This is a genomic window from Romboutsia lituseburensis DSM 797 (assembly GCF_900103615.1).
GTDB lineage: Bacteria > Bacillota > Clostridia > Peptostreptococcales > Peptostreptococcaceae > Romboutsia_F > Romboutsia_F lituseburensis.
Genome location: NZ_FNGW01000005.1, coordinates 325,412 through 340,366 on the forward strand (window position 1 = coordinate 325,412; position 14,955 = coordinate 340,366).

Annotated in this window: 12 protein-coding genes; all 12 read right to left on the reverse strand. The window is 25.9% G+C overall.

The features are described from left to right. Positions 1-110: 110 nt before the first annotated feature. A complete protein-coding gene (locus BLP75_RS12050; RefSeq protein ID WP_170139186.1) occupies positions 111-2,159 on the reverse strand; it encodes a cell wall-binding repeat-containing protein in 2,049 nt (682 codons plus the stop codon). A gap of 108 nt (positions 2,160-2,267) precedes the next feature. Then, complete coding sequence (locus BLP75_RS12055) at positions 2,268-4,049, reverse strand: cell wall-binding repeat-containing protein (RefSeq protein WP_092726401.1); 1,782 nt, start codon at positions 4,047-4,049, stop codon at positions 2,268-2,270. A 126-nt stretch (positions 4,050-4,175) separates the two neighbouring features. Beyond that, positions 4,176-5,018, reverse strand: coding sequence for a dTDP-4-dehydrorhamnose reductase (gene rfbD, locus BLP75_RS12060; RefSeq protein ID WP_092726404.1), 843 nt, complete (start codon positions 5,016-5,018; stop codon positions 4,176-4,178). Between the two features lie 25 nt (positions 5,019-5,043). Further along, positions 5,044-6,438, reverse strand: coding sequence for an undecaprenyl-phosphate glucose phosphotransferase (locus BLP75_RS12065; protein WP_092726406.1), 1,395 nt, complete (start codon positions 6,436-6,438; stop codon positions 5,044-5,046). A gap of 93 nt (positions 6,439-6,531) precedes the next feature. Further along, positions 6,532-7,503: a glycosyltransferase family 2 protein gene (locus BLP75_RS12070; protein WP_092726407.1), complete on the reverse strand. Its 972-nt coding sequence runs from the start codon at positions 7,501-7,503 to the stop codon at positions 6,532-6,534. Positions 7,504-7,507: 4 nt separating this feature from the next. Then, the gene (locus BLP75_RS12075) at positions 7,508-7,738 is read right to left on the reverse strand and encodes a hypothetical protein (RefSeq protein WP_092726410.1); all 231 of its coding nucleotides are present in this window, start codon (positions 7,736-7,738) and stop codon (positions 7,508-7,510) included. Positions 7,739-7,891: 153 nt separating this feature from the next. Further along, the gene (locus BLP75_RS12080; protein WP_092726411.1) at positions 7,892-8,887 is read right to left on the reverse strand and encodes a glycosyltransferase family 2 protein; all 996 of its coding nucleotides are present in this window, start codon (positions 8,885-8,887) and stop codon (positions 7,892-7,894) included. 16 nt (positions 8,888-8,903) lie between these two features. Beyond that, entirely contained in the window at positions 8,904-10,145 is a 1,242-nt protein-coding gene (locus BLP75_RS12085; protein ID WP_092726412.1) for a CDP-glycerol glycerophosphotransferase family protein, read from the reverse strand. Positions 10,146-10,177: 32 nt separating this feature from the next. Beyond that, positions 10,178-11,197, reverse strand: a complete 1,020-nt coding sequence (locus BLP75_RS12090; RefSeq protein WP_092726414.1) for a zinc-binding dehydrogenase — start codon at positions 11,195-11,197, stop codon at positions 10,178-10,180. Further along, positions 11,187-11,909 (reverse strand): IspD/TarI family cytidylyltransferase, encoded by a 723-nt coding sequence (locus BLP75_RS12095; RefSeq protein ID WP_092726415.1) that lies wholly within the window; start codon positions 11,907-11,909, stop codon positions 11,187-11,189. Before BLP75_RS12095 ends, BLP75_RS12090 begins: the two co-directional genes overlap by 11 nt. 2 nt (positions 11,910-11,911) lie before the next feature. Next, positions 11,912-14,185 (reverse strand): bifunctional glycosyltransferase/CDP-glycerol:glycerophosphate glycerophosphotransferase, encoded by a 2,274-nt coding sequence (locus BLP75_RS12100; RefSeq protein ID WP_092726417.1) that lies wholly within the window; start codon positions 14,183-14,185, stop codon positions 11,912-11,914. A 24-nt stretch (positions 14,186-14,209) separates the two neighbouring features. Beyond that, complete coding sequence (locus tag BLP75_RS12105; RefSeq protein WP_092726418.1) at positions 14,210-14,950, reverse strand: ABC transporter ATP-binding protein; 741 nt, start codon at positions 14,948-14,950, stop codon at positions 14,210-14,212. Positions 14,951-14,955: the final 5 nt, after the last annotated feature.

Consider the following 14,955-nt stretch of genomic DNA (forward strand, 5'->3'; position numbering starts at 1 on the left):
TCCTACTATTTTTTAGCTTTACTAGTATAGCATAATATCTTACTTTTTTGTATAAATATTATTTTTCAAATGAAGAAGCTAGAACTTTTAAGCCCTAGCTTCTTTGTAAACTATCTATTTATGTGAAAAAATCTTTCTAAAACATTAGATGATATACCATATCCTACTTCAATTGCTTTATCTTTATTTTTTATCATAGTTAAAACATTTTCTTGTTCTTCACTTAATTCATTACTCGCTAATACTATAGGTGCATCTATATTACTAGCTAAAGCACCGGCACCAAGAGCATCAACTAAACTTGCATCTTCAGATTTTGAAAATACCACACTTCCATTTTCAAAGAGTTCTTTATTTTCACTGTAAAACTCTCTGATAACAGATGCATTAGTATCTTGTCTATTCTCTCCCGATAAATTTTTATGATCAATGTTAAGTTTTAAAATGTCTATAATTACTTGATTGGAAATGTTGTTTTTACCACCTACAGTGTAAGCATCATTTGAGTAACTGCTTAAAAAATGCTTAGCATCACTAGAAAGTCCATTACTTTTAGTTAATATAATCGGACTTGTTTTACTTCCTGCGACTGATGAAATGGATAATGCATCTGCCATACCATTTCCACCAACTACAAAAGTATCTACTTTACTTTTAGATTTTTTAGCAACAGATTCTCCAACAGCTATAGATGTTTCGTATCTATCATTTCCTTCTATTCTATTTACATTTTTTCCATAATATCTATATAGCTTATCACTTACCTCTTTAGAAACAGAGTTATATCCTCCAACTATATAAACATTTTTTACACCTAGTCTATCAATTTCATCTATAACACATTGAGGTATTTCATCTTTTTTAGTAAGTAAAATAGGTGCATTCATACTTGCTGCCAAAGGAGTTGCTGTTAATCCATCAACTAAAGCATTGTTATCTCCTGATACAATAACAAGATCTTCACTTCCATTTTTCCATCCATTTTTACTTACTTGTGTACTTGTTAGATATCTATCCATACCTGCAAATGTTCTTGTCTTATTCTTTTGTGTTAGGATATTTAAAATATTTTCAAGACCTGCATTTCTAGATGGCTTTATAATATACTCATCCTTTATATACTTTTTATCATTATTCCTATATCCTATTATAAAGCTTATTGCTGATAAGTCCTTAGCTTCAACAACTTTATCATTGTCAATATACTTAATCACCAAATCATCCTCATTTGTATAATCAATATACATAGGATGTGAATATGCAGTTGTACTACTAATACCATTAATTGATACAGTATAGTTTTCTTTGCCATCTACACTATCAATATAATTAAACAATTCATTACCTTTCATGTTTAATCTATATGCCTTAGTATCATAGATATCGCTTACCGTATAATTAGTGCTAGTTGACTCATCTGCACTTTTTATTATTGCCTCTGTATCTTCAATTTTATCACAGTCTTTAATAGGATTAGACGAATCTTCATAATATCCATCTACAATCCCATTTGGTAAACTTTCTTTAGTTTCTATTTGTAGATCATTTACTCGTTTTATTCCATCTCCATTTTTATCTATATAGTAACCATTTTTTTGTCTAAAAATAGGTCTAGATAAATCAAGCTTAGTATCTCCTATTTTAACAGTTATGTATCTTACATCTCCTGTCTCTGTATCTGGAGATAAAGGTATTCTTCCGATTTTCTTTCCATCTTCTAATATAGACCAACTAACCTCTTGTTCACTACCATTATATTTATTTACATTGTAGTCAACTAAAGTTTCTTCATCGATATGTCTTCCATAAGAAGTATATCTTAGTACTATTTTTTCTCCATAATCTAGAGACTCATATAATTTATCAAATTCTTTTTCAAATTGAGCATAGCTTAAAAGATTACTTGCAGATTCTAACTCTTGAAGAGATGATGCTATCTTTATATTGTATGCTACCTTCCCACTATTTTTAGGATCATTTAGCATAGCAATATTTTTTGCATATCTACCATTAAACTTTTCATATATTGTTTCTTTTAATTTAGTTATTTTTTCTTGTTCATTTGAATCTATTACACTGCGTGGTGACATAGCACTTACAGGCATAGATACTGATACTAAAATCGATGTTAAGACTATAGCACCTTTATGTCTTTGCATAAGCACCTCCGAATATATCTCTACATCCGTATTTCTCATAATCTATGATATCATATTTTTTAAAATATAAAAATTAGTATAACTAAAAGATATGTAATATTTTTTACATTATTTTACTTCCATTATATAATTAACGGGATTTTTTATAGCTTCATCAAAATAACTAGATACAGAATGATATCCAATTGCTAATTTACCTGTTTTAGGATCCCATTTACAATATTCCTTTAAAGCCTCTTTTACACTTTTATCTTGGATATCATTTATAGGTAGATATTCATATACATTTTTATCTAATCCTCGTTTCAATAAATCATCATATAAGTATGGTTCAACATGCATATACAATTGCTTTATAATACCTCTGTTGTAAAGTTCTCTAGCCCCTTCACCTAATCCCATATGATCGATATGATTTCCATTTGAATATTTTCCATCATAAAAAGTATGAACAATAGCATTTGGGTATTTTTCCATAAACTCATTTATCCCTTTTATCGCTGTACTTTTATTCAATCTTCTATCATTTACCATATACTGCGAGAAATATATATTCTCTTCTTTTACACCTAACTTAGATAATGATCTTTTAAATTCATCATCTCTATATTTACTTAATTCATTATTATGTATAAAATCAACATTATCTGTTCCTAAAGCATATTCTTCATATCTTGGGCTATGAACATAATTATGTATTCTACAAACTCTACCATCTTCACCATTTAAAACATGTCTAGCAACTGATAAAGAACCATTCGCATGTAAAACCACTTTTACATTACTTCCGTTATCTATGTATTTTTTAATAGTATTAGAAAAACTTAAAACCTCATCATCTTGATGCGGTATAAAAAATATAACATCTTTATTTGAGTAGTCTATATTATCTAAAGTTAACAACTCTACTAATTCATTTAATGCATTATTATTTACGTTATTTCCTAATACATTAATTTTATTTGCATACCTATTATTCAATAAATCAACTTGTGACTTTGTTAACTTTTCACTTGGTAATATCATTATCGGTGATTTTATTTTACTACTTAGGGGTGCTGCCATTAAAGCATTTATACTATCCTTTGAATCTGTTATTATTAAATTATCCATATTTTTATCATTATAAAACTTATCTATAATTTGAACATTTGTATCGTATCTATCTACTCCACCTATTCTATTTTTACTTATATCATATAAAGTTATTTTATTTAAAGATTCGATTATATCTTGCTGTATACTATTTTCTCCCCCAATTATATACGCATTATCTAATTCTTCTGATTTTAACCAATCATACATATCATCTTTTATTTTATCTTTTTCAGCTAATATTATTGGCTGTTTATCTTGTCCTGCTTTAGTAGCTATAGATATTAAATCTGGCTCTCCATAGGAGTTTCCTACATATATTTTATTTACATCTTTTTTTTCATCTATATGTTTTGCTATTTCAAGAGATGTTTCATATCTGTTATTTCCACCAATTCGTTCTATACTTATATCTTCAGATATACTTTTGATATCAGATATCACTTCACTTGATATAGTATTTTCTCCACCGATTAAGATTATTTTTTTAGGCTTTAATCTTTCTATTTCTGTTTTAGTTTCATTAGGTAATGTATTTTCAGACGATAATAATATAGGACTATCGTATAAGCTGGCTAATGGAGTTGCAATTATCCCATCTATTATAGACTTTTCATTTAAAATTATTATGCTTTCACATTTTTGCCATCCCTTTTGGCTGATTGTTTTTGATATTTGGTAAGAATTTTCCCCAGTAATTTGTGTCTTTTGTACAACTTCTTTTGCGTTTATTATACATGGCTGCATTGCTATTAAGAGTGTACTTACTATCCCTATTTTGTGTATTTTTTTCATAAATATATTTCTCCTTTTGCTGCTTGTTACATCTTTTTATTATATACTTTAAGTAAATATTTTTCAAATTTACCATATTAACTAAAAAAGCTATATTAAAATATATTATTTTAATATAGCCTTAAGTTAAATATTATTTATATAATCTTTTAATGCATCTTTCCAATGTCTAGGAATTTTAAAATCATTTTCAATTAATTTTTCTTTACTCATTTTACTATTTTGAGGTCTTTTTGCTTTTGTAGGATACATGTCTGTTGTTATAGGGTTAACCTTTATATCAACATTAGCTATATTAAAAATCTCCTTAGCAAATTCATACCAAGAGCAAAAACCATCATTAGTAACATGATATGTTCCATACTTATTACTTTCAATCATATCAACTAATACAGGTGCTAAATCTTTAGTATATGTAGGAGAGCCAACTTGATCATCTATAACATTTAGCTCATTTCTATCTTTAGATAACCTCAGCATAGTATCTATGAAATTATTTCCATTTTCACCAAATACCCATGAGATTCTAACTATGTAATATTTATCTAATATTGATTTAACATATTCCTCACCCTTTAATTTAGTTTGACCATAAACATTTATAGGGCATGTATCATCTTCTTCTATATATAATCCTTCTTTAGTTCCATCGAAAACATAATCCGTACTTATATATATCATAGGAATATCTAAATCTTTAGCACATAATGCAATCTCTTTTACAGATGCTGAATTTACCTTTTCACATAAATTAACCTCTTCTTCAGCATTATCTACCGCTGTGTATGCAGCGCAGTGAATAATTCCGTCAGGATTTTCATTATTTATTACTTTTTTTATCTCATCTAAATTAGTAAGATCCATATTTTCTCTATCTACACCAATCGCTTCATATCCCCTTTTATTTAATTCCTTAACTACATCATATCCTAATTGACCATTTATTCCAGTTACTAAAATTCTTTTCATAAATATAACTCCTTAAACTTTATCATTAGTATGCATTTTTATTTACAAACCCTCTAAATACAGTTAAAAATACAATCTTCATATCAAATAAAAATGTCCAGTTCTCAATATAATATAAATCATGTGCAATACGGCCTTCTATAGATGTATCTCCCCTATATCCGCAAACTTGAGCCCAACCAGTGATTCCTGGTCTTACTTGATGTTTTATCATATATCTCGGTATTTCATCCCTAAACTTTTCAACAAAATATGGTCTTTCTGGTCTAGGACCTATAATACTCATATCTCCTTTTAATACATTAAAAAATTGAGGAAGTTCGTCTATACTAGTTTTTCTCATAAATGACCCCCATTTAGTTTTTCTAGGATCATTTTTAGTGCTCCACTTTGTTTTTTCTTCATCTTCACTTTGAACCTTCATAGATCTAAATTTATACATATAAAAGTTCTTTCTATTAAGTCCAACTCTTTCTTGCTTATATATAATTGGACCTGGTGAAGTTAATTTAATCATTATTACAGATAATATCATTATAGGTGATACCATAATAATCGCTGTTAATGAAAATACTATATCAAATATTCTCTTAGACAAAGCTAAAAAATAATTATCCAAAGGTACATATCTAGTATCAACAATACTTAAACCATCTAAATCATCCATATGAGGTTTCGCCGATACATATTTTTGATAATATGGTATTATATTAGTTTTAACCCCAGCTCTCTCACAGATTTTGATAAGATATCCTATATCAACAAAGTCCTTTGCATCAATTGCTATGAATACTATATCTATATGTGTTTTATCTAAAATAGACTTTAAATCTGAAAACTTGCCAATTACGTCATAATAGCAAAATAAATCACCTGTATTTTTATGATTATCTATAATACCAGTAATGTTATATCCCCAGTGCTTGTTTTTATTAATTTTAGCTATTAATTGCTTTGATATATCAGTAGCTCCTATAATTAAACAATGCTTTTGATTTAAACCATTTATTCTATGCTTTCGTAATGTTCCCCTTAAAATAATACGGCTTGTACTAGTTATAAATGTATTTAATATAATAAATAAAGCTAATACTATTCTTGAAAAGTTAATTAACTTAAAAACATAAAGCCCTAGTATTAGTATAAGAAGTCCTATAAAATTTGCTTTTATTATAGATTCAATTTCTTTGTATATACTTTTAGTACGTTTGGGGCTATATAAGTCAAACACATTATAAAGTATAAAGTACATAGGTAACGATATCAGAATTGGCATAAATGACTGCTTAAACATCATAGATATGCTACCTTCTAATACATAAAACCTCATATAGTATGCAAATAAAAAGGATATAACAATAATTGTCATATCCATAATTACTTGTAATTTATTTAAAAACTTTTGATTCTCCCTAATCATGTCAACACCTACTTTAGTAATTATTAGATACTAAAGTATTTTATCATATTATGCAGAATTTTTCATATATTTAATACATAATCCTATAACTAACTATTTGTATTTTTTATGTATTAACTTACTAATTACATATTTGATTGCATTTATTATAAGGTCAAATTCAATTTTAATATAATTTATTATATTTTTAAATTTAAACTTAACTTTATTAACTTTATCTAAAGTTTGTATACCTTCTATAAATCCTTGTCTATATTCTTTTCCAAAACCCTTTTTAATAAAGAATAAGTATTTCACTAAAAATCCAACTATTAAAAATGGTAAATTTATAATTAATTGAATAATAGGCATGTTTTTATATGGTACATATACATTATTTCTAGCAGCTAATTTTACTTTAAATGAGTTATATTTACTACCCGACGTTGCACTGCCTATATGATATATATGAGCATCTGCACAATATATATTTTTATATCCATGTATTTTAGCTCTATATGATATATCTACATCTTCCATATATGCAAAAAATTGTTCATCAAAGTCCCCAATTTCATTAAGTATACTTCGTCTATATATAGCTGCCCCTGCGCATGAACTAAATATTTCTTTAGTATTAGTATATGAAGTTATAGGTTGTCCATCACCTATTTTATATCCCCATCCTAATACATTATACTCATCACCTGCATCATCTATTATATGTTTATAATCATACCTTATCATTTTAGAGCATACTGAAAATATTTTTTCATCATTTTTTATACAGTTAATTAGATTCTCTAACCAATCTTTTTTAGCTACTGTATCATTATTTAGTAAAACTACATATTCTGTATTTGATAATTTGATACCTTCATTAACTGCTTTATCAAATCCATAGTTTTGGTCTAATCTTTTAAATACTATATTTTCATATTTGTCTAACCATTTATAGTCACTATCCGTTGATGCATTGTCTATTATTATAACTCTAAAATTAGAGTATGTTTGAATATACAGTGAATCTATACATTGTTTTAAATACTTATTTCCATTATAATTTGGTATTACTATATCTATCATAAACTTAATCTCCATCACAATTATCTACATTACAAAATTCAGTACAATCATAATCATGAAAGTTCAAATTTTCTATACATTGATCTATATCTTTACAATTTTCTATTTCAGATTCAAACTCTACATTACTTTTCATATTATTACTTAGATGTTTATTGACTCTATATCTTTTTTTATCTTTTTTTATTACATAAAAATATATAACGATTAAAATTAATAGTATGCAATCTATCATCAAGTTCTCCTTCTATTATATATTTATAGCCTTATAATCAGCCTTCTTTTTACTTAACTAAATTAAATATGATTAAATAAAAGTAAGATAATATAAAACACCTAGATTTTTATCTATTCTATAATGCTACACCCAACGTTAGCACTCTATTTATCATATCTTATTTTTAAAAATCGTTCTGTATATTAAATAATATACATAAAAACTCTTTTTAAATATTAATATTCTTATTTTATTTTTATTACTAATCTGATAATTTAAGTTATAATCATTCATATTATAACTAAAGTCATCTATTATTTTTATATATACATTTTGGGCTTCTTTAAAAGTAAGTTCTTTTATGCATGCGTCTATTATATTTCCAAACAATACAAACATATATCTAAATTGATATAAATATTTAAACGATAAATATATTTCTTCTTCCACCATAAATTCCCTTATCATATTTATAGATTTTAATATATCTAACTTTACTAAAGAAAATTTATCCGTTGTTGATGAGTTTTCTCTTTTATTATAAAAATATAAATATTCATCTAGAAAACCAACTTTATTACTTTTATACAATGTTATAAATGTTGTATATTGATCTTCTCCAAATCTTAAGTTAGGAAATACTATATTATTTTGTCTAAATAATTCTGACTTAAATAACTTATTACAAGAATATGCTAAAATCTCAAACTTCATAAATTTACTTATAATATCTTTTTTATCTTCTAGTATCTCTATTCCTTTTGTATCTATTTTTTTTTCTATATTATTAGGATAAACTTCAATCATTTTACATATTACCATATCGCAACTTTTACTAATAGCATAATTATATAAAGTTTTATACATATCAATATCAACCCAATCATCACTATCTACAAATCCAATGTATTTTCCCCTTGATATATTTATAGCTAAATTACGTGATTCTGAAGGTCCCTTATTAACACTATTTTTTATTAATACTATATTTTCATATCTCTCTAAATATCTATTATATATTTGTTTAGAGTTATCTGTTGAACAATCATCAACTAATATTATTTCAATGTTACTCAAAGTTTGATTCACTAATGATTCTAAACACTTCTCTAAATACTTTTCTGAGTTGTATATAGGAACGATTATAGAAACTTTGATTTCATTCATATATATTTCTCCTATACTATTTTTTATTTATCTTTTTTAATAATGATTCAAATGTATCATTTATATTTAAATCAAAATATAACTTCTTAATCTTCTCTCTATCATCAAAATAATCATCATTGTTCAAATTATATATTATTTTCTCTTTTAAACCTTCTATTTCATATGCCTTATCTCCTGGTGTTATCGAGTTGAAATCACATATAAAACCTTTATCATTGTTTTTATATATTTCTATATCATAAACGTAGAATATTATTGGCTTATCAATAAATAAGTAATCCGAGTATATAGATGAGTAATCTGTTAATAACAAGTCAATATCATTTAATATGGTATATATATCAAAATTTTCATCTAAATTATAAAAATTCTCATTATTATTAACAATAGATAAATCTCCTGCAAAATGAAATTTACTAAAAAATAGTATATTATTATCATTTATAAAATCTATAAACATTTTAAATTCATCTTCATTCTGTATATTTAGAGGATATGAAGTTTCTTTATTATTTTCAATAATTGCATCATTTCTATATGTTGGTACATATAGTATAATATTTTTATCATTTTTAACATTATTTATTAATTGTTTAATTTCTAATTCATTTTTGCTTAAGCAATTTATATACTTTTTATCTGTTTCATCTAGACTCAAATATATATTTCGTGGATAATTTGCTTCTATAACTTCATTTTCCCATAATCTGAATGGAAATTTATGAACTTCATTTGTGACAAATTTTGAAGTTGATAAAAATTTATACTTGTACCATAATCCTGGTGATGATATATGTCTTATAATATATATTAATTTATATTTAAATGAATTAATATTAGGAACTTCATTTAAGTCGCTAACTTTTTTAGGCCCTACGCCATGCCACAACTGAATTCTATTTGACTTAGCAGAAAAATATGAATTTATATCATTTGGAGCCTGACATATAAAATGATTCTTTGCTTTCAGATGATATATAATCGACTTTATATGCCATCTTTTTTCGACATCAAATCCATTGGAGTTTAACAAATTATATACTTTATCACTATCAGTTATCCATACCAATTTTTCTATTCCATATTTTTCTTTGTTTTTGTTCAAGTATAAATATAAATATTTACTATTATCTGAAAAATTTTTCCCAAACCAACTTCCAAACACACATATTTTATCTGTTTTTTTTATAAATAAAGATAGTATAATAGTTATTAAATTTATAATTATTATCAATATTTTTTTTGCTATTTTCATTTAATCTCCTCCTATTATACTAATACTATCCTTTATATATTCCAATCCATGATAGTTTTAAATGGTGTTGTTAAATCATATTCAAAAGCTATAATTATATCATCTATATTATTTATATTAATATTCTTAGATATTATCTTACTTAGTTGGCTTTGACATTCCACATTTTTTTCTAAAAAATGTACCGCTTCCTCAAAATCTGTTCTTCCACTTCTACTATTACCTAGAAGGGTTATTCCTTTTTCTAATATAATCCTAGTATTAATTTCTACAGGATTTTCAGCTACCCCTAACAAGGCAACTGTCCCTTCGGGCCTAATATACTCAAGAATCTGATCTATAGCATATTGGCTCGATTTGCCTCCAACAGCTTCAAATGCATGATCTACTTTTATATTGCTTGGTATAGATTCAATTTGATATGCTTCATCTACAAAAGAAAAAAAGTTTAATTTTTCTTCATTTTTTCCAAAAACAATAATTTTACTTTTTGGATATTTCGTTTTTAATATAAGTGATATTATAAAACCTAAATTTCCATCTCCCCATACTCCTATTGTATCAAAGTGCAAATGCGATTTTTTTGCAAATCTACTTATTGCATGCATTGCCACACTTACTAACTCTGTAAAAGCTGCTATGTTATGATCTAAATTAATATATTTTACAATTCTATCTCTAGCCATGAAAACATAATCTTGCATAAAGCCATCATATCCACTTGCTCTAAATTTGCTATTTTCTAAATAATTTTCACTTATAATTTTATTTTTTTCTATAGGGGTATTTGGTATCATTATCACAGTATCGCCTTTATTATATTCACCCTTAGGATCAAATACAACTTCTCCGACAGCTTCATGTATTAATGCCATAGGAAGTTTTTTATCAAGTATTTTTTTACCTCTAGCCCCTGTATAATATCTTTGATCCGCTGCACATATAGATAGCCTAGTTGGTCTAACTATTATGCCTTCACCGTCTAAACTTCTCTCTTCAAAACATACTACTATTTGTTTTGGCGAAACTAATCTATATATTTTATTTATCATTTTTATCACCTTGTAATAATGCATTTGCTAGTTTTAGATCATAAGGAGTAGTTATTTTGATATTAAACCTTTCCCCATCTACTAACTTTACCATTTCTCCTTTAATTGCAAATATCTTTGCTGCATCTGTTAATAGTACTTTTTCTTCTCCATTAAGTGAATTATATAGCTCAACTATTTTTTTTATTTTAAATGTTTGAGGAGTTTGACCTTGATACATATGATTTCTTATAGGTATGCTATTTATAAAATTATTATCTATAGATTCAACTATAGTATCAAACGCAGGTATTACTGTATCTGTAGCTCCATAATCTATAGCCATATCAATATTATCATTTATTATCCTATGTGTTATAAACGGTCTTACAGCATCATGAGTAATGATTATATCATCATCATTTATTCCAAAATTATTTTGTATATGCCTGATTCCACTCATTATAGATTCATTTCTATCACTTCCTCCTTTACATACTTCTATGTATTCTTGTTTATCTAAAGGAATATATTTTTTTATTAAATCTATAGTATGTTGTATCCATTCTCTAGGTGTTACTACTATAATTTTATTAATTCGATCATTTAGTAAAAATCTTTCTAACGTATGTATTATTATAGGTCTGCTTCCTATTAATAAAAATTGTTTTGGCATATCAGTATTGCCCATTCTACTTCCCCTACCACCAGCTAGAATTTCTGCATATATCATTTTTATTTCTCCTTATTATCAAGAATAAAATTAACTAATCGTTCTGTTGAATTTCCGTCGCAACTTGACATAAATTTCATTCTAAACTCCGCAATTTTTTTAGTATCTAGTTTTCCATTTTTTATAATATCAACAATGCCATCATTATCATAAACTATAGGTCCTGGAACAAACGCTTCATAATCATAAAAAAAGTTTCTTTCATCTAAATATGAATCTAAATCATATGAGAAAAATATCATCGGCTTTTCTAGTAACGAGTATTCAAATATAACGGATGAATAATCTGTTATTAATATGTCTGTAACTAAAAATAATTCATTTATATCTCTATATAAGCTTAAATTTATAACATTATCTTTATACTTATCATCTATATCTATTCCATTTTTAGTAACAGCTGGATGGAGTTTTAATATAAGTATATATTCTTTTCCTAATTCATTTATAATTTTTCTATAATCTATATTTATATCAAACTCTTGTCTATCCTTTCCGCCTCCTCTAAATGTAGGTGCATATAGTATTACTTTTTTACCAATTATATTAGGATACTTATTCTCTATCATAGATTTTATATAGTCCTTATAGTCTTTATCATAAAACATATCTGTTCTTGGAATACCAAAATCAAGTACATTACTTTCATCAATTCTAAATGCATCGCTATAATGTTTATTAACCTCTTTATCACTAGTTATTACTTTAGTGTAGTGAGAATGTGCTTCTTTTTCATATTCTTCAGTATGACTTTCCTGGTAATCTATTGCGCTAAAAGCAAACTTTTTAAATGCTCCACACGCATGCCATAATTGTATTACTTCTACATTTTTTTTAAATTTATACCCATATAATGGCCTATAATAATCATCTAGTATTATAAATTTTGATGTAGCAAAATCATAATACATTCTCATTAAAGTTCGTTTAGTTAATTTTGTATCCTTTAAATATATTTTTACATCTATGTCATCAAATTCAGCCAATTTATCATTTAAGTATTTTAAATTTTCTATTAATTTATTACTTCGATTGGTCGCTAATGTTACTTTATTATTAGATATAGGCCTGAACTTTCCATATACAAAAGCTAACTTTAACAATAAAATATCAAATTTATTATCTATATACTTAAACAAATTTGATATTTTTCTTCTCACTAAAAATAATAGGATATATATGCTATTATTTTTAGTTACACATTTTTGTATATATTTCATTAAATATCCATTATTTTCAGCTAAGTAATATAAACTTTCTCCATCTAATTTATTTATAGTTTTTCTCAGTAAATTAACATATGTTTTTTTTGATTCATTAGTTAAAAATCTATAATGTTCAAGTATTCCAACTGTAACTATCCACTTTAGTTTACCAGATTTATAAACACTTTTATCTTCTAACTTATCTATAAATTCATATAATAGCTGTAAAGATTTAACTTGTAATGTCTCATCTTTTGACAATAGACTTTGCTTTATTGGAGGCCATATATCACAACTTAATAACCTATCTAGATACCTTATTTTTAAATCATTTTGTATTGTTATATTATTAAAATTTGATTCTATTTCATCTTTTATTATTTCCCATATTAGTTTACTTTGCTTTAATACTTTATATGGGTTATTGAATATAAGTTGAGTTAATGATCCTTCTGATTCTCTTTCTCTATAGTAATATAGATTACTATCTATACAATATACTTTTTGAGCTTTAAAATAACTTTTAGTTACAAATACTTGATCTTCACCATATGTTAATCTCTCATCAAATTCTATATATTTTATCAACTCTTTTTTAAATAGTTTATTCCAATTTACCATTGTATAAAATAATTTTTCATCAAAAACAACATCCCTATATCCATTACCTAAAAAATAATTTTTTATCGGCCATTCTCTATTAGAATTAAATTTAAATGCACCTCCTGTAACTATATCTGCATTATTTTCGATAGCCGCTTTATACCTTAACTCTATAGAATCTTTAGGCAATATATCATCAGAATCTAAGAATGCTATGTATTTGCCCTTTGCAATCTTTATTCCTGTATTTCTAGCTGAACTAACTCCACTATTTTTTTTTATTATACTTATTATATTTTTATATTTTTTACAATAATCATCTATTATTAATTGACTATTATCAGTGGAACCATCATTAATAACTATTATTTCTATATCTTTTAAGCTTTGATTAACAACAGATTCTAAAGTGTCTTTTATATATTTTTCTACATTATACACAGGTATAATTATACTTACCTTAACCATTAATAATACTCCTTAAATTTAGTCTTAATCTGTTAAATGTTGTTCATATGAATCACAAATTTCATTAGTATCTCCTATCATCTTGACCCTTCCCTTCTCAATCCAAACAACCTTGCTACATAGTCTCCTTATCTGATCTATTGAGTGAGACACAAATAAAACTGTAGCATTTGAGTCTATAAGGTCTAGCATCCTCTTCTCACTTTTAGCTCTAAATTTACCATCTCCAACAGAAAGTACTTCATCAACAATCAATATATCAGGTTCTTTAATAGTAGCAATCGAAAACCCAAGTCTAGCTCTCATTCCCGACGAATAATTTTTGATAGGTGTATCAATAAAGTCTCGTACCTCAGCAAATTCAATGATATTATCCATATTATCATTTATAAATTCTTTGCTATAACCAAGTATAAGACCATTCAAATATATATTTTCTCTACCTGTTAACTCATTGTCAAAACCAGCACCTAATTCTAAAAGTGGGGATACTTTTCCTTTAACTGTAATACTTCCACTTGTAGGGTTTTGAACACCGGCTACAACCTTAAGTAATGTACTTTTCCCTGCACCATTTAAACCTACAAATCCTACTACCTCTCCTTTGTATATTTGTAAACTTATGCCATTAAGTGCTTTATAAATATCATACTTTATTTCTTTCTTTAATTTTTTTATCATATATTGTTTAAATGAATCTACCTTTTCACTACCTTTTCTAAAGTGCATAGATACATCTTCAATATCTATAATAATATCTTTCATACCTA

What these genes read in the sequence shown, in the direction of transcription:
- BLP75_RS12065 (WP_092726406.1), bottom strand. Translation starts at nt 6,438, where the DNA reads ATGATTAGGGAGAATCAAAAGTTTTTAAATAAATTACAAGTAATTATG.
- BLP75_RS12100 (WP_092726417.1), bottom strand. Translation starts at nt 14,185, where the DNA reads ATGGTTAAGGTAAGTATAATTATACCTGTGTATAATGTAGAAAAATAT.
- BLP75_RS12105 (WP_092726418.1), bottom strand. Translation starts at nt 14,950, where the DNA reads ATGAAAGATATTATTATAGATATTGAAGATGTATCTATGCACTTTAGA.
- BLP75_RS12050 (WP_170139186.1), bottom strand. Translation starts at nt 2,159, where the DNA reads ATGCAAAGACATAAAGGTGCTATAGTCTTAACATCGATTTTAGTATCA.
- rfbD (WP_092726404.1), bottom strand. Translation starts at nt 5,018, where the DNA reads ATGAAAAGAATTTTAGTAACTGGAATAAATGGTCAATTAGGATATGAT.
- BLP75_RS12095 (WP_092726415.1), bottom strand. Translation starts at nt 11,909, where the DNA reads ATGATATATGCAGAAATTCTAGCTGGTGGTAGGGGAAGTAGAATGGGC.
- BLP75_RS12080 (WP_092726411.1), bottom strand. Translation starts at nt 8,887, where the DNA reads ATGAATGAAATCAAAGTTTCTATAATCGTTCCTATATACAACTCAGAA.
- BLP75_RS12055 (WP_092726401.1), bottom strand. Translation starts at nt 4,049, where the DNA reads ATGAAAAAAATACACAAAATAGGGATAGTAAGTACACTCTTAATAGCA.
- BLP75_RS12070 (WP_092726407.1), bottom strand. Translation starts at nt 7,503, where the DNA reads ATGATAGATATAGTAATACCAAATTATAATGGAAATAAGTATTTAAAA.
- BLP75_RS12075 (WP_092726410.1), bottom strand. Translation starts at nt 7,738, where the DNA reads ATGATAGATTGCATACTATTAATTTTAATCGTTATATATTTTTATGTA.
- BLP75_RS12085 (WP_092726412.1), bottom strand. Translation starts at nt 10,145, where the DNA reads ATGAAAATAGCAAAAAAAATATTGATAATAATTATAAATTTAATAACT.
- BLP75_RS12090 (WP_092726414.1), bottom strand. Translation starts at nt 11,197, where the DNA reads ATGATAAATAAAATATATAGATTAGTTTCGCCAAAACAAATAGTAGTA.